This is a genomic window from Mesorhizobium sp. HAY1-8B (assembly GCF_056868045.1).
The window spans coordinates 4,655,350-4,671,077 of the sequence record NZ_CP200321.1 but is presented as its reverse complement, the minus strand read 5'-3'; the positions used below and the strand labels follow the sequence as shown (position 1 = coordinate 4,671,077).

Annotated in this window: 13 protein-coding genes; 8 read left to right on the top strand and 5 right to left on the bottom strand. The window is 63.4% G+C overall.

Going from position 1 to position 15,728, the window contains the following annotated elements; all coding sequences use genetic code 11:
* Positions 1–5: 5 nt before the first annotated feature.
* Together dnaE and AC1VON_RS22315 are read left to right on the top strand one after the other, a co-directional pair.
* Positions 6–3,533 carry a DNA polymerase III subunit alpha gene (dnaE, locus tag AC1VON_RS22320; RefSeq protein WP_172350300.1) on the top strand — a complete coding sequence of 1,176 codons (3,528 nt, stop codon included), beginning with the start codon at positions 6–8 and terminating at the stop codon, positions 3,531–3,533.
* A gap of 67 nt (positions 3,534–3,600) precedes the next feature.
* Positions 3,601–4,404, top strand: coding sequence for an ion channel (locus tag AC1VON_RS22315; RefSeq protein ID WP_483124858.1), 804 nt, complete (start codon positions 3,601–3,603; stop codon positions 4,402–4,404).
* A gap of 26 nt (positions 4,405–4,430) precedes the next feature.
* Here the strand turns inward: AC1VON_RS22315 and AC1VON_RS22310 are convergent, their stop codons facing one another.
* The gene (locus AC1VON_RS22310) at positions 4,431–5,312 is read right to left on the bottom strand and encodes a DMT family transporter (RefSeq protein ID WP_172350302.1); all 882 of its coding nucleotides are present in this window, start codon (positions 5,310–5,312) and stop codon (positions 4,431–4,433) included.
* A 175-nt stretch (positions 5,313–5,487) separates the two neighbouring features.
* On the opposite strand from AC1VON_RS22310, the gene AC1VON_RS22305 reads away from it, so the two are divergent.
* Complete coding sequence (locus tag AC1VON_RS22305; protein WP_172350303.1) at positions 5,488–5,994, top strand: hypothetical protein; 507 nt, start codon at positions 5,488–5,490, stop codon at positions 5,992–5,994.
* A gap of 4 nt (positions 5,995–5,998) precedes the next feature.
* Here AC1VON_RS22305 and AC1VON_RS22300 read toward each other — a convergent pair whose 3' ends face one another.
* Positions 5,999–7,327 (bottom strand): DNA polymerase IV, encoded by a 1,329-nt coding sequence (locus tag AC1VON_RS22300; RefSeq protein ID WP_483124857.1) that lies wholly within the window; start codon positions 7,325–7,327, stop codon positions 5,999–6,001.
* 66 nt (positions 7,328–7,393) lie between these two features.
* Here AC1VON_RS22300 and AC1VON_RS22295 point away from each other — a divergent pair, with 66 nt between their 5' ends.
* Together AC1VON_RS22295 and AC1VON_RS22290 are read left to right on the top strand one after the other, a co-directional pair.
* Positions 7,394–7,981, top strand: coding sequence for a GNAT family N-acetyltransferase (locus tag AC1VON_RS22295; protein ID WP_483124856.1), 588 nt, complete (start codon positions 7,394–7,396; stop codon positions 7,979–7,981).
* 84 nt (positions 7,982–8,065) lie between these two features.
* Positions 8,066–9,619 carry a hypothetical protein gene (locus AC1VON_RS22290; protein WP_483124855.1) on the top strand — a complete coding sequence of 518 codons (1,554 nt, stop codon included), beginning with the start codon at positions 8,066–8,068 and terminating at the stop codon, positions 9,617–9,619.
* A gap of 39 nt (positions 9,620–9,658) precedes the next feature.
* Here the strand turns inward: AC1VON_RS22290 and AC1VON_RS22285 are convergent, their stop codons facing one another.
* Together AC1VON_RS22285 and AC1VON_RS22280 are read right to left on the bottom strand one after the other, a co-directional pair.
* The gene (locus AC1VON_RS22285) at positions 9,659–10,312 is read right to left on the bottom strand and encodes a hypothetical protein (protein ID WP_483124854.1); all 654 of its coding nucleotides are present in this window, start codon (positions 10,310–10,312) and stop codon (positions 9,659–9,661) included.
* On the bottom strand, positions 10,309–10,608 hold the full coding sequence (locus tag AC1VON_RS22280) for a DUF3572 domain-containing protein (RefSeq protein WP_027052046.1): 300 nt from the start codon (positions 10,606–10,608) through the stop codon (positions 10,309–10,311). The genes AC1VON_RS22285 and AC1VON_RS22280 overlap by 4 nt, the downstream gene beginning before the upstream one ends.
* A 201-nt stretch (positions 10,609–10,809) precedes the next feature.
* On the opposite strand from AC1VON_RS22280, the gene AC1VON_RS22275 reads away from it, so the two are divergent.
* From AC1VON_RS22275 to AC1VON_RS22265, 3 genes are all read left to right on the top strand, one after another.
* The gene (locus AC1VON_RS22275) at positions 10,810–11,226 is read left to right on the top strand and encodes a response regulator (protein ID WP_275451165.1); all 417 of its coding nucleotides are present in this window, start codon (positions 10,810–10,812) and stop codon (positions 11,224–11,226) included.
* Positions 11,227–11,259: 33 nt separating this feature from the next.
* Positions 11,260–12,633, top strand: a complete 1,374-nt coding sequence (locus AC1VON_RS22270; protein WP_172350308.1) for a PleD family two-component system response regulator — start codon at positions 11,260–11,262, stop codon at positions 12,631–12,633.
* Between the two features lie 522 nt (positions 12,634–13,155).
* Positions 13,156–14,646, top strand: coding sequence for an FAD-dependent monooxygenase (locus AC1VON_RS22265; protein WP_483124853.1), 1,491 nt, complete (start codon positions 13,156–13,158; stop codon positions 14,644–14,646).
* Between the two features lie 52 nt (positions 14,647–14,698).
* Here AC1VON_RS22265 and AC1VON_RS22260 read toward each other — a convergent pair whose 3' ends face one another.
* Positions 14,699–15,646, bottom strand: a complete 948-nt coding sequence (locus tag AC1VON_RS22260) for a GlxA family transcriptional regulator (RefSeq protein ID WP_483124852.1) — start codon at positions 15,644–15,646, stop codon at positions 14,699–14,701.
* Between the last annotated feature and the right edge of the window lie 82 nt (positions 15,647–15,728).

Below are 15,728 nucleotides of genomic sequence, written 5' to 3'. Positions count from 1 at the left end.
AAACCATGGCGGATGACAGACTTCCACGCGACCCCCTGAAGCGCGAAGCCGCGATCGCGGCCGCGCGGCCGGAGGTACCGGCGCGGCCGTTCGTCCATCTGCGCGTGCATTCGGCCTATTCGCTGCTCGAGGGTGCGCTCCAGCTTGGCAAGATCGTTGGCCACGCCGTGAAAGACGAAGCGCCGGCCATCGCGGTCACCGACACCAACAATCTGTTCGGTGCGCTGGAGTTCGCGCAGAAGGCGGTCAAGGACGGTATCCAGCCGATCATCGGCTGCCAGATCGCGCTCGCCTTTTCCGGCGAGAACGCAGACGGCCAGCGTGATCGCCGCCGCCAAGGCCCGGAAATGCGGCCGGTCGTCCTGCTCGCCGCGACCGAGGCCGGCTATTCCAATCTGGTTCGGCTGGTCAGCGGCGTCTACCTGGAAACACCGCCCGGCGAGGCGGTGCATCTGACCACCGAGACGTTGACTGGACAGAGCGATGGGCTGATCTGCCTCAGCGGCGGACCGCGCGGCCCGATCGGTAACGCCTTGAAGGAGGATCGCCGCGATCTGGCCGAGACGCGGCTTTTGACGCTGAAGGCGCTGTTCGGCGACCGGCTCTATGTCGAATTGGATCGCGTTGCGGGCTACGACCGGGTCATCGAACATCAGACGATCGATCTCGCCTATGCGCACGAACTTCCGCTCGTTGCCACCAACGAGGCATTTTTCTCGTCGCGCGACGACTATGAGGCGCATGACGCTCTGATCGCCATCGCCGAGGGCACCGTCGTTGCCGTCGATAACAGACGCCGGCTGTCGCCGGACAATTTCCTGCGCAGCCAGGCCGATATGGCAAAGCTGTTCGCCGACCTGCCGGAAGCGATCGACAACACCGTCGAGATCGCGCTGCGCTGCTCGTACTATCCAAAGAACCGCAGCCCGATCCTGCCGCGCTTCACCGGCGGCGATGCCTCCGACAAGGACGCGGCCGAAAAGGCCGAGGCCGCGGAGCTCGCCCGCCAGGCGCGCGAGGGGCTCGACGCGCGGCTTGCCCTGCACGGACCGACACCGGGCTACACGGTCGAGCAGTATCGCGAGCGGCTCGAATTCGAGCTCGGCATCATCGAGAAGATGAAATTCCCCGGCTACTTCCTGATCGTTGCCGACTTTATCAAATGGGCCAAGGCGCAAGGCATTCCGGTCGGGCCGGGCCGTGGTTCGGGCGCCGGATCGCTGGTCGCCTATTCAACGACCATCACCGACATCGATCCCCTGCGTTTCTCGCTGCTGTTCGAGCGCTTCCTCAATCCGGACCGCGTGTCGATGCCCGACTTCGACATCGACTTCTGCCAGGATCGCCGCGAAGAGGTGATCCGCTACGTCCAGCAGAAATACGGCCGCGACCAGGTCGGCCAGATCATCACCTTCGGTACGCTGCAGGCCCGCGCCGTGCTGCGCGACGTCGGCCGCGTGCTGCAGATGCCCTATGGCCAGGTCGACAAGCTGTCGAAGATGGTGCCGCAGAACCCGGCCAATCCGGTCAAGCTCGCCGACGCCATCGCCAATGAGCCGCGCTTTGCCGAAGAGGCGGAGAAGGAGCCGATCGTCCAGACGCTGCTCGACATGGCGCAGAAGCTGGAAGGGCTCTATCGCCACGCCTCGACACACGCCGCCGGCATCGTCATCGGCGATCGGCCTTTGTCGGAGCTGGTGCCGATGTACCGCGATCCGCGCTCGGACATGCCGGTCACCCAGTTCAACATGAAATATGTCGAGCAGGCCGGCTTGGTGAAGTTCGACTTCCTCGGCCTGAAGACGCTGACCGTGCTGGAGACGGCGGTAAAACTGATCCGCCGCCGTGGCATCGACATCGATCTGGCGACGATCCCGCTCGACGACCCCGACACCTATGCCATGCTGTCGCGCGGCGAGGTGGTCGGCGTGTTCCAGGTGGAAAGTGCCGGCATGCGTAAGGCGCTTATCGGCATGCGGCCCGACTGCATCGAGGACATCATCGCGCTGGTCGCGCTTTACCGGCCGGGCCCGATGGAGAACATCCCGACCTACAACGCCAGAAAGCATGGCGAGGAGGAGATGGCCTCGATCCACCCCAAGATCGACCATCTGGTGAAGGAGACGCAAGGCGTCATCGTCTACCAGGAACAGGTGATGCAGATCGCGCAGGAGCTGTCCGGCTATTCGCTCGGTGAAGCCGACCTTCTGCGCCGCGCCATGGGCAAGAAGATCCGCGCCGAGATGGACAAGCAGCGTGAGCGCTTCGTCACTGGCGCTGTCGAGCGTGGCGTCAGCAAACCGCAAGCTGACTTCATTTTCGACCTGTTGGCCAAGTTCGCCGATTATGGTTTCAACAAATCGCACGCCGCCGCCTACGCCGTGGTCTCGTATCAGACCGCCTATCTCAAGGCGCACTATCCGGTCGAGTTCCTGGCGGCATCGATGACGCTCGACATGGGCAACACCGACAAGCTCGCCGATTTCCGCCAGGATGCGCTGCGTCTCGGCATCGAGGTTCTGGCGCCGTCGGTAATGACGAGTTTTCGGCCTTTCGAGGTCGGTGAAAACCGCATCTACTATTCGATGGCCGCGCTCAAGGGCGTCGGCGACGCGGCGGTCGAGCACATCGTTGCTGTCCGTGGCGAGAAGCCGTTCAAGAACCTCGCCGATTTCTGTGAGCGGGTCGATCCCAAGATCGTCGGCAAGCGTGTCTTCGAAAGCCTGATCATGGCCGGCGCGCTCGACTGTTTCGGGCATGACCGGGCGCAGATGATGGCTGGTGTCGAACGAATGATGGGGCTGGCATCGTTGGCGCAGCAGAATGCCGTTTCCGGCCAGGCCGATATTTTCGGCGCCTCGCTCGGCGCGCAGTCGCAGGCGCTCAACCTGCCGGCGACGGATCCGTGGCTCGCCGCCGACCGGCTGCACCGCGAATTCCAGGTTGTCGGCTTCTATCTCTCTGCCCACCCGCTCGACGAATACAAGGCGGCGCTGCAGAAGATGCGCGTGCAGAACTGGGCGGAGTTCTCAGCCGCCGTCAAGCGCGGCGCTTCTGCCGGCCGCCTGGCCGGCACGGTGACAAGCAAGCAGGAGCGCAAGACGCGAACCGGCAACAAGATGGGCGTGGTGGCCTTTTCCGACACTTCCGGCCAGTACGAGGCCGTGCTGTTTTCGGAAGGATTGGCACAGTATCGCGACCTCCTGGAAGCCGGCCGCTCCGTCGTCATCACTGTGGCGGCGGAGGACAGGCCCGAGGGCGTCAATTTGCGCATCAACTCGGTCCAGTCCCTGGAGGACGAGGCAAGCCGCATCCAGAAGGCGCTGCGCATTTTCGTCAGGAACGACGGTCCGGCCTCAATTATCCAATCCCAACTCACCCAGCGTGGCGAGAGCCAGGTGAGCATTATCGTGATCAAGGAAGAGGCGCAGGGCGAGGTCGAGATCGCCTTGCAGGGCGGCTACCGCGTCTCACCGCAGATTGCCTCCGCGATGCGCGCCGTGCCCGGCGTGGTGGAAGTGGAATTGGTGTGACCGCCGCCCTTGGCAGGCGGTGGCGATCCTGCGGGCGGCATCTGCCGCTCACGCAATCGCGATCCGCATGAAGACCCCCGACAAGGATTCATCCCCGGATCTTTCCGCAATTGCGCGCCTGCGCGACACGCTGCGCAGGCTCTACCATGGGCGCACGCCGGCGGCTTTCCGGTTCCAGCTGGCGGCAATCGTCATCGATCTGGCAATCATCGCCTTCTTCATCGCGACACCCGTCATCCAGCAATCGGCTTCGTTCCTGTGGCTGGATTATGCGGTGGCGGTGCTCGTCGGCGTCGACCTGATCGCCAGGTTGCTGGCCTCCAACGACATGCTGCGCCTGATGAGGCAGCCGACCTCCTGGGTGGATGTCTTCATCCTTTTGACCCTGCTGATGCCGACAGCGCTCGCCAATCTCGGTTTCCTGCGCATCCTGCGGCTGTGGTCATTGTCGCGCAGCGGTTCGATCTGGCGGCATTTCGAGATGCGTGGCCTGCGCCCCTGGCGGGAGGCGAGCCAAGCGGTCATCAACCTTTTGACCTTTCTTTTTGTCATCACCGGCTTCGTCTACACCTTCTTCTTCCGCAACGGAGCCGGGCTGGAAAACTACATTGACGCGCTTTATTTCACCGTCGCCACGGTGACCACGACCGGTTTCGGCGACATCGTGCTGCCGGGCATGGCCGGCAAGCTGACCGCGATCGTCACCATGATCATCGGTATATCGCTGTTCGTCAGGCTGGCGCAGGCGATCTTCCGGCCCGCAAAAGTGTTCTTCCCCTGTCCGCAATGCGGGCTGCAGCGGCACGAACCGGACGCCGTGCATTGCAAGGCCTGCGGGCATGTTCTCAACATACCGGACGCAGGCGACTAGGCGCATGAATATTCAGGTGATGCCGGCTACGACGCCGCCACTTCAGCCGGCTCGACTGGCTTGCGCTGCAGATTGAGCAGATTGCCCATCAGGATGAGCAGCGCGCCACCGGCGGTGAAGGCGTCGATCTGCTCGTGATAAAGCAGCCAGCCAGCCAGCGCGGACAAGGGCACCCGCAGGAAATCCATCGGCGAAATGACAGTCGCGTCGGCATAGGTGAGCGCACGGGCCATGCAGAAATGTGATGACATGCCGGTGAAGGCGATCAGCACGATCCATGGCCAGAGTTCGAGTGAAGGGGTGCGCCATACGTAGAGCGCGGGGATGAGGCCGAGCGCCGATTGGATGATCAGCATCCAGAAAATGATGCGCACGACGGTGTCCGTGCGGGTCAGTGATTTGACCATGACCAACGATATGCCGAAACAGACCGCGGCGCCCAGCACGACAAGGTGTCCCGGATCGACAGAGCCGACGCCCGGGCGCACGATGACCACCACGCCGATCAGCCCGAGCACGACCGCCGCCAGTTTCGGCCGGCTCAACCGTTCGCCCAGAAAAGTCACCGCCAGGATCGCCGTCCAGATAGGGGTGGTGAATTCGATCGAGATCAGCACCGCCAGCGGAATCAGCGTTAGCGCGTAGAGCCATGCCGCCTGGCCGCTGTAGTGAACGACATTGCGGGCGATGTGGGCGAGGGGACGTTGCGTGCGCATCGCCGCAAAGCCGCCGCTTGTCAGCACCAGCGGCAGGAGAATCAGGAAGCCGATCACCGAGCGCAGTTCCAGCACCTGGAAGACATTGAGCTCGGCTGTCGTGGCGCGGCCGGCGATCGACATCCCCAGGAACGAGGTAACCGACAGCGCCATCCAGAACGCGGCCTTGGGGATCGAAGGGGTGGATTTCATGGCCGCTATCTCGCAGGCGGGAGCCTCTGCCGCAATTGCTAGCCGCTTGATTCTTCTGGACCAGTCGCGGCGACGTTGCAAACGGTCGCGTTGCCGACGGAACCTGATACGCCAAGGGGCGTTGAGTTGCAGTATTCACCCAAGTCTGCATGTCAGCCCGACGAGGAGAACTTCGATGATATCACCAGCGCGGTTCGCACTTGCCGGCTGTTTGCTGGTCGCGGCCAATGCGGCACATGCCGATGAGAGCAAGTTTCTCCAATCCTTCCAGGGGAGTTTTGCCGGCAACGGGACTGTCCAGGTGACGACGCAGGCGCCGACAGTCAGCGTTTCTTGCACCTTCAAATCGGATGCGACAGCGTCCTCGCTGTCGCTCGACGGCAACTGCCGCGGCCTCGTTGTGGTCACGCGTGCCATCAGCGCCCATCTGACAACCAGCAGTGCCAGATACAGCGGTGTCTATGTCGGATCGCGCACCGGTCCGGCTCAGCTCAACGGCAGCCGCTCCGGCAACGCGATCAATCTCGCCATCCGCTGGGCCAAGCTGGTCAATGGCGACCGCAGCGCGCAGCTGACGGTGCAGAAAAAGGGAGCCAATGGCATTCTACTGACCGTCACCGACCGCGATCCCAAAACCGGCAAGAACGTTGTGACCAGTCGCATCGATCTGAAGCGCACCTGACAGCTCATTCCTCGAGCGGCTCCGGCGGGTGGGCATCACGGCCCCTGCCGAATGTATAGCCGGTCTCCACCGCCTTGCGGCCGAACTTGTCGCGCAGCGCGTCGATCGCGCCTTCGGCCATGGCGCGTTTGCGCGACTGGACGTCAACCAGATCCGGCGGGTCGGCCTTGTCGTCATCTGAGAGGTCGCTGACGCCGATGCCGAGCAACCGAAATTTCGTCCCGTCCGTTTCCTTGCGCAGAAGCTCCACTCCGGTCGAGAAGATGCGGTCAGCGAGCCGGGTCGGGTCACCGAGCTGGCGATTACGCGTGCGCAGCTTGAAATCCTGGGTCTTCAGCTTCAGCACCACGGTGCGCCCGGCAATGCCTGACTTTTTCAGCCGCGCCGAGACCTTTTCCGAAAGGCCCCTCAGCACCGAGACCAGCTCTTCCAGCGACGCGATGTCGGTGTCGAAGGTGGTTTCGGCCGATACGCTCTTGGCGTCCTGGTCGGGATCGACGCGGCGGACGTCCTCGCCGCGCGAAAGCCGGTAGAGTCTATCACCCATCGCGCCATAGCGGCGCATCAGGTCGCCACGCTCCATCTTCTGAAGCTGGCCAATGGTGCGGATGCCGTCGCGCTCAAGCGTGGCGTTGAACGCCTTGCCGACGCCCCAGATCATCGTCACGGGCTGAGCCGCCAGGAAGCCGACCGCCTCGGCCTCGCCGATGACCGAAAAGCCGCGCGGCTTGCGGAAGTCCGACGCGATCTTGGCGAGGAATTTGCAGTAGGACAGGCCGGCCGAAACGGTGATGCCGATCTCCTTCTCGACGGCCAGCGCAAAGCGCGCCAGCACCACGGCCGGCGGCAGGCCGTGCAAGCGTTCGGTGCCGGCGAGGTCAAGAAACGCCTCGTCGATCGACAGAGGCTCGACCAGCGGCGTCAGCGCCTGCATCATGGCGCGCACCTCACGGCCGACGCGCACGTATTTTTCCATGTTGGGCGGGATCACGACCGCCTCGGGGCAGGCCTCGAGCGCCTTGAACATCGGCATGGCGGAGCGCACGCCGCGGATGCGGGCGATGTAGCATGCGGTGGAGACGACCCCGCGCTTGCCGCCGCCGATGATCAGCGGCTTGTCCTTGAGCGCCGGGTTGTCGCGCTTTTCGATCGCCGCGTAGAAGGCGTCGCAATCGATATGGGCCAGATGCAGCCGGTAAAGCTCGGGATGGCGGGCAAGGCGAGGGCTGCCGCAACGTTCGCAGCGGCGCGTCTCACTGCGCTGAAACGTCAGGCAGTCACGGCAAAAACCGTGATCGGGATTGTTGACAGGGGCCGCCATCACTGCGAACATAAAGAGAACAGAGGCAATGGTACGACAGTGCAAGGCCAGCGACAAGCTTGGCCTGGGGAGAACCGCATGAGCACGACCATAGTGCCGCTGGCGCCTGAGCTCTGGCCTGATTTCGAAGACCTTTTTGGCAAGCAGGGCGCCTGTTACGGCTGCTGGTGCACGCATTTCAGGCTGGCGCCGGCGGCGCGGCGCGAAAGCAGCCGCGAACGCAACAAGGACCATATCAAGGCACGCATCGAAGCCGGCCCGCCGCCCGGCCTGCTGGCCTTCGAGGACGGCAGGGCGGTTGGCTGGATGCAGATCGGGCCGCGCTACGACGTGCCCGAATGGAACAACAAGGGCAGGGGCTCTGCGCCGATCGACCCCGCCGACGCTTCAGATCCGTGCGTTTGGGCGATCTCCTGCTTTTTCATTCGCGCCAAAGCGCGCGGCAGGGGTATCACGCATCGCCTCGTTGAAGGCGGCATCGATTTCGCTCGCAGGAACGGTGCACGGCTTGTCGAGGCCTGCCCGATCGACCTGTCGCGCGATTCGCGTTCGATCGGCTTGTTCGTCGGCTCGTCAGGAGTGTTCGAGAAGGCCGGGTTCGAGAGGCTGGTCGAGCGCAAGGCGGGTCGACCGCTGATGCGGTTGGTGCTGGAGCCGGGCACCTGACCACCATCGTCTTGCAGTTGTGATGGTATTTCCCTACCAGACGTACGAAACGATTTCTGCCTTTCGACCAAACGGAGAATTCCCGTGAACCGTGTGTTGCCAGTTGCCTTTACCGCGCTTGTGCTCAGCGCGCCCGCTTTCGGCCAGACCGTAGACAGCCAGGGCGCGAAGCAATTGTCCGATGACCTGTCCCGCTATGTCGGCAAGCAGGCGCTCGACAAGGGCATTCTGAAGATCTCGGTCGAAGGCGACGCCTACAAGATCGCGTTCGATCTCCAGGCGCTTGCGGCGACCTTTCCCGCAGAAGGAAGGGTGAAACTAGACTTCGCGCCCTACGCTTTGCTGGTCAAGCCGCGCAGCAATGGGACCTGGGATGTCTCGATGGATTTTTCGCAAAGCGGGTCCTTCGAGTTCAACGGGCCCGAGGGGCTGCAAAGCACGCAGTTTTCGATCAAGGACGGCAAGGGTTCCGGCGTCTACGATCCCAATCTGGCGGCCTTCATCAGCGGCGCCAGTTCGTTGGCCGGCATGACGATGGCATCGAAGGATGCCAAGCAGCAGATGGAGACCAGCACTGGTGCCGGCACCGCGACCATTGCCGCCACCAAGGCCGCCAATGGCGGTGTTGATTTCACCACGTCGCAAAAAATTTCGAATTTTGTCGAGGTGATCAAATTCAATGATCCTGAGAGCGGGCTGAATTTCCCGGTCACCATCAAGTCGCCGGAATTGTCGGTGGAAGCCAGCGGCAAGGGCGTGCAGACCAGGCCGCTGCTCGACCTCCTGGCATTTGCCGTGGCCAATGAGGACGAGACGACGCTGAAGGCAAACCAGGCGCAACTGAAGTCGCTTCTGCTCGCTGCGCTTCCGGTGTGGGAGCGCATCGACGGCACCTATGGCTTCAAGGATTTCGCCGTCGACAGCCCGATCGGCACTTTCGGGGCGACGCAGCTCAGCACCGTGTTCGGCAGCGACGGCGTTTCCCAGAACGGCAAGATCACCTACGGCATCAAGGCGTCGGGGTTGACCGTGCCGCAGCAGCTTTTGCCGAGCTGGAGCGTGGCGTTGCTGCCCACCGATATCGACCTCAATTTCGGCGGTGCCAATATCGATCTCGACAGCATGGCGAAGAAGGCGATCGAAGCCTTTGATCTCAATAAGAAGCCGCCGCTGTCGCCCGAGTTCGGCGACCAGCTCAAAGCCGACTTCCTGGCCAAGGCGCCGAAGGTCGTCATCGGCCACAGCACCGTGAAGAACAAGGACATGGAGATCGCGCTGGAAGGCGAGATGACAGGCTTCGGTGAAAAGCCCGACGCCAATCTTACGGTCGATGTCGCCGGCTTCGACAAGATCATGGCGCATCTGCAGGACGCCGCGAAGGCGGAGCCGGAACTGGGACAATACGTGCCCGTCGCTCTCATGGCCAAGGGTTTTGCCAAGACGCTGCCGGACGGCCGTCTGGAATGGGCTGTCAGCACCAAGGCCGACGGCTCGGTCACCGTCAACGGCGTCATGCTGAAGCCCGCCGATCCGGCGGTGGACGACAGCGTCGACGATGGGGACGGTGCGGACGATAGCGGCGGCGACGACAGTGGTGGCAGCGACAATGGCGGGTCAGGGGCGAAACTGAATCCTTGAGGGCTCAGCCCTCAAGCAATTTCAGGAAGGGGTCTAACGCTAGAGCCCCAGCGCGCCAGCGATCTTCGGCGCGGCTTCGTGCCAGTCCTGGACAACGATGACATCGTCCGGGACCGGCGGCAGGAACGCACGCAGTGAATTGTCGGCCATCAGGTGGAAAAGATTTGCGTCGGCGACCGATTCCCGTACCGACGCCAGATTGTGCGGCTGATCGTCGACGAAGACCACCGGCCGGCCGTTCTTGCCGCGCAGCTTGGCCACCGCCGGTCCCTTGGCCATCTCGGTGGTCAGCAGCGGATAGTCTAGGCCCAGGGCATCGAGATGGATGCGACGCACCGCACGATGCCTGTGCGGCATGGCCGTCAGCAGTATGATTTCCGCGCGGTTGCCAAGTCCTGCCAGGGCTTGCGCCGCGCCGTCGGTGATGCTCTGCCAATCGGCTTGCGCGTCGAAGAAATCGCCCAGAAGTGCCGTGACCTCGGGCTGTTCGATCAGCCGGCCGCTCGCCGTTTCGGCTATGTTGCCGGTCAGCCGGAAGGACGCCAGTGTCAGGCCATAGCCGCGCGACTTCAGGAAATGCGGGAAGGGGCGGATGAATTCGAGCACGACGTCGTCGACGTCGAGCACCAGCAGCGGCCGGTCGTCGGCCGCCAGTTCCGCGATCTGGCGGGCGGTCTCCGGATCATCGCTCATATGGAATGCTCATGGTTGTCGTCGCCGAGCGGTAGGGCGCGCAATGCCTTGCCGACGGCCGCCGGCGGCGTGCCGGTTTCCTCGGCAAAGCGCATCAGCGTCGGCTCGTGGGCAAGAATGAATTGCAGCACGCCGGCCAGGAAACCCGGCTCGCCGGCGGCCTTGCGGATCGAATGCGCCTCTATTCCGGTGATCGCCAGAAAACGCGGCAACAGCTCCGGGTCGGAGGCAACGAAGCCCAGCGCCTTCACGGCAATGGTTTCCGCCTCTTCGCGCATTGACGCCGCGTTTGCCATCACTACCTTCTGCATGTGGAATGAGTCTCTCCGCAGTAATGGCAAGAATTGCTTGCGGCAAGCCTTTACAGCGCGGCGCGCCTTTTGGACGCGCAGTGAGGCGAAGTGGAATTCGCGCTGTTTTGCAGCCCGAGGGTTTCCGTTTCGTCAATCATATTGCCGTATAGTGAAGCAGGGTTTGGTGCGTTCAACCAGGGGCGCATGACGGCCACCTTCGAGCGGAAGGACGGCCGGGACGGGATGTCGATGCCTAAGAAGGTCATGATCGTCGAGGACAATGAGCTCAACATGAAGCTCTTTCGGGACCTCATAGAAGCGAGCGGCTACGAGACGGTGCGCACCCGCAATGGCCTGGAGGCGCTGGATCTGGCGCGCAAGCACCGGCCCGATCTTATCCTGATGGACATCCAGCTGCCCGAAGTGTCCGGGCTGGAAGTGACCAAATGGCTGAAGGAAGATGACGATCTGCACGTCATTCCGGTCATCGCGGTGACGGCCTTCGCCATGAAGGGCGATGAGGAACGCATCCGCCAGGGCGGCTGCGAGGCCTATATTTCGAAACCGATCTCGGTGCCGCGTTTCATCGAGACCATCAAATCCTATCTGGGCGATGCCTGATGTGCCCTTCCAGCCGAGCCGGAGCCTTGTGAAATGACCGCGCGGATCCTCGTCGTCGACGACATCCCTGCCAATGTGAGGCTGCTGGAGGTCCGGCTGCTAGCCGAATATTTCGAGGTGCTGACCGCCAGCAACGGGCCCGACGCGATCGAGACCTGCGAGAACGGCAAGGTCGATGTCGTGCTGCTCGATGTGATGATGCCCGACATGGACGGGTTCGAGGTCTGCCGCAGGCTTAAGAGCGATCCTGCGACGTCGCACATCCCGGTGGTGATGATCACCGCGCTCGACCAGGTGTCCGACCGTGTGCGCGGGCTGGAGGCCGGCGCGGACGATTTCCTGACCAAACCGGTCAACGACCTGCAGCTGATGACACGCGTGAAGAGCCTGGTCCGGTTGAAGTCGCTGACCGACGAGCTCCGGCTGCGGGCCTCGACGACGCGCAATATCGGCATCGAGGAACTGCTCAGCCGCAATTTCGCGTCCGAGGACACGACGCCGAAAGTGCTGTTGATCGACGAGCGCAAATCATCGGTCGAGCGCATCCAGAAGATGCTGCGCGACCGCGCCGATCTCGACGTGACCGGTGATCCGCATGCCGGGTTCTTCCAGGCGGCCGAAAATCCCTATGAATGCGTGATGATCTCGACGGCCTTTGCCGATTTCGATCCGCTTCGGCTCTGCTCGCAATTGCGCTCGCTCGACCGCACCCGTTTCGTCCCAATCATCCTTCTGGCGGAGGAGGGCGAGGAGGAGCGCATCATCCGCGGCCTCGAACTCGGCATCAACGACTATCTGATGCGGCCGATCGATCAGCAAGAACTGACGGCGCGGCTGCGCACGCAGGTGCGTCGCAAGCGCTACAACGACCAATTGCGCGCCAGCGTCACCCAGACCATCGAAATGGCGGTGACGGACGGCCTGACCGGGCTGCACAACCGCCGCTACCTCGACAGCCATCTGCAGACACTGTTCGACCGCGCCGTGGCGCGGCGCCGGCCGCTGTCGGTGATGATCACCGACCTCGACCGCTTCAAGTCGATCAACGACGCGCACGGCCATGATGGCGGCGACGAGGTGCTGCGGGAATTCGCCCGGCGGCTGCGCAAGAATGTCAGGGGTATCGACCTTGCCTGCCGTTTTGGTGGCGAGGAGTTCGTGGTGGTGATGCCGGACACTGATGGTGCGGTCGCCGAAAAAGTGGCCGAACGCATCCGCGCCGAAATCGCCCAGCAGCCCTTCGCCATCGGTACCGACGGCAAGACGATCGAGGTTACCGTCAGCGTTGGCGTGTCGTCGGTGCTGAAGGGTGTGGATACGGTGGCTGCGCTGATGAAGCGCGCCGATCTCGCGCTTTACGAAGCCAAGAGCGGCGGCCGCAACCGCGTCGTTGCCAAGGCGGCGTGACCCTGCGCGCCTGATTGTTCGGTCAATCCAACAAGGTTAGCTATTTACCTTAATCCAAGCGATTCGCGAGCCTTGGTTAAGAAACTGTTGATTTTCCTAAGCCCGTGCGCAAATGTGCAGGGGAAGACGAAGCCGGCGCGAGGGTAGATAGCCGGCTCGATCCCTGAAATACCCCATGATGCTCAGGTCCGCCGCATCTCCTGGGTCCGTGGGGTCGGCCGGCCGGCGCTGGCACATAGTGGCCTCCTCGTACCGCTGCCAACCGCCGACCGGCCCCCTTTGTTTCAAGACTGCGTAAAAGCCCCGAAAGGGGCTTTTTTCATGGGCGGAAAAATCTGAATAACGCTTGCGCGGCTTCAACTGCGGCGGCGCGACTGCGAACCGCCATTCTGAGCTGTCGTTCATCCAAGGCCGGGAGAGTACTTCTCTCTATTTCATACATATGGCGCACAAGGGGCTTGCGGCAAGACCCGCCTGTTTTCGTAAAATCGCGGCCTAAGCCAGCGGAAACGGGAGATGATAATGGGTGTTGTGTCGTCAGGAGACGGTCGGGATCATACTGTGGTCATCGTCGGGGCCGGTCCGACCGGGCTGATGCTGGCCGGCGAACTCGCTTTAGCCGGTATCGATGTCGCCCTCGTCGAGCGGCGCCCGACCCAGGAGCTGGCCGGCTTGCGCGCGGGCGGCCTGCACGCACGCACGATCGAGGTTCTCGATCAGCGCGGAATTGCCGACCGGTTTCTCTCGCGCGGGCAGCGCTTCCCGACCGTCGGGTTCCACATGATCCGTTTGGACATCAGCGACTTTCCCAGCCGGCACAACTATCTGCTGGCGCTGCGACAAAACCATATCGAACGGATATTGGCCGACTGGATCGACGAGTTGGGGGTGCCAATCTATCGCGGGCAGGAAGTCACTGACTTCGCGCAGGATGATGACGGTGTCCACCTGGATTTGTCCGGCGGCCAACCCTTGAGGGCGCAATACCTCGTCGGCTGCGACGGAGGACGCAGCACGATCCGCAAGGCGGCGGGCATTGAGTTCGCCGGATGGGATCCGACGATGAGCTGGATGATCGCCGAGGTCGAGATGTCCAGGGAACCGGCATTGGGCTTTCGCAACGACGCCTACGGCATTCATGCGATAGGCAAGATCGAGGATAGCGACAGGGTGGGTGTCGTGCTGACCGAGAGGCAGCTGACCATCGGCGGCGAGCCGACGCTGAACGATCTCAGCGAGGCACTTGTCGCTGTCTACGGCACCGATTTCGGGGTCCACAGCCCGACCTGGCTCTCTCGCTTCACCGACATGACACGTCAGGCCGCCGCCTACCGCGACAGACGTGTCCTTCTGGCCGGCGACGCCGCGCACATTCATCCTCCGATGGGCGGGCAGGGGCTCAATATCGGCGTGCAGGACGCGGTGAATCTGGGATGGAAGCTGGCCCAGGTGGTCAAGCGGATCTCACCGGAAAGCCTGCTCGACACCTACCACGCCGAGCGCCATCCTGTCGCCGCCCGCGTGTTGCGCAACACCATGGCGCAGGTCGCGCTTCGCCGCACGGATGACCGCACCAAGGCCTTGAGCGATACGATGACCGAGTTGCTCGGCATGGAAGAGCCGCGCAAACGGATCGCCGCGGAAATGTCCGGCCTGGGTATCCGCTACGATCTCGGCGAGGGCCACCCGTTGCTTGGGCGGCGGATGCCCGACCTCGACCTTGTCACAGGCCGCGGTCCGGCGCGGGTCTTCAGCCTGCTGCACGATGCCCGGCCGGTGCTCCTCAACGTTGGTGAACCGGGCTGGCCGGACATTACGCCCTGGGCGGATCGGGTCCGCCAGATCGAGGCTGGATATGACGGCATCTGGGAGCTACCGGCCCTCGGGACGGTCGCCGCGCCCGATGCCGTCTTGATCCGGCCGGATGGATATGTAGCCTGGGTCGGGGCTGGAGCCCAACAGGGGCTGGCCGACGCGCTGACCGCTTGGTTCGGACCGTCCGCCGCGCGTTAGCAACACGGTCAAAGCGGGCGGCCTCCTCATCGCCGTGCCACAGGCCCTTGCGTCAGAAGCGTTCGCGATAGTCGCGCGGGTTTGTGCCGAGGACACGTAGAAAGCCGCGCCGCATCGTCTCTTCCGATCCGAAGCCGCAACGGCGGGCCGTCTGGTTGACGGCCTCGCCCCGTTCCAGCATCCGTCGCGCCGCCTCGATGCGGATCTCCTCGACCGCGCGCGCAGGCGTGCGGCCGGTTGCCTCCCGATAGTGCCTGGAGAAACTGCGCGGGCTCATATTGGCGCGCTCGGCCAGGTTCGGCAGCGAAAGGTCGCCGTCCATATTGTCCTGGATCCAGCCATGCAGCCGGTCGAAGCGTTCGTCGCCTAGCTGCAGCTTGAGCGTCTGGCTGAACTGCGCCTGGCCACCGGGGCGCTTCAGGAAGACAACCAGTTCGCGCGCCACGGCAAGCGCCACACGCCGGCCAAGGTCGGCCTCGACGAAGGAAAGGGCGAGATCGATTCCCGCCGTCACGCCTGCCGACGTCCACACATTGCCGTCACGGATGAAAATCGGATCGGGTTCGAGGCGGACCGCCGGAAAGCGCCGCGCGAATTCGGCGCAGCGTCCCCAGTGGGTAACGGCACGCCTGCCGTCGAGCAGGCCCGCCGTCGCCAGCAGCATGGCGCCACTGCAGACGGAGGCTGTTCGCGTGGCGTCGCGCGAGCGGCCGGTCACCCAATCGATCAGCCCGGGGTCCTCGCAGGCCGCGTTGACGCCCCATCCGCCAGGCACGATCAGCGTGTCGATCCCTGGCCCGTGCGCCGGCAACGGCGCCGCTTCCAGCGCGAGACCGGCCGATGTCCTGATCCGCGGCGAGGCGGCGACGACCGTGACCTCGTAGGGGGCGGGTTCGCCGGCCTGCGCCCTGAAGTCGTTGGCGCTGGCGAAGACCTGAAGCGGTCCGCTGACATCAAGGAGCTGGACATCGGGATAGGCAAGGATTTCGATGCGGCGCATGGCGATTTGGCTTGAAACGAGGGATAATTGGCGATCGTGCCAAAGCATGGTGCCTTAGATTGGCCGGAGTCAACCTATGGAG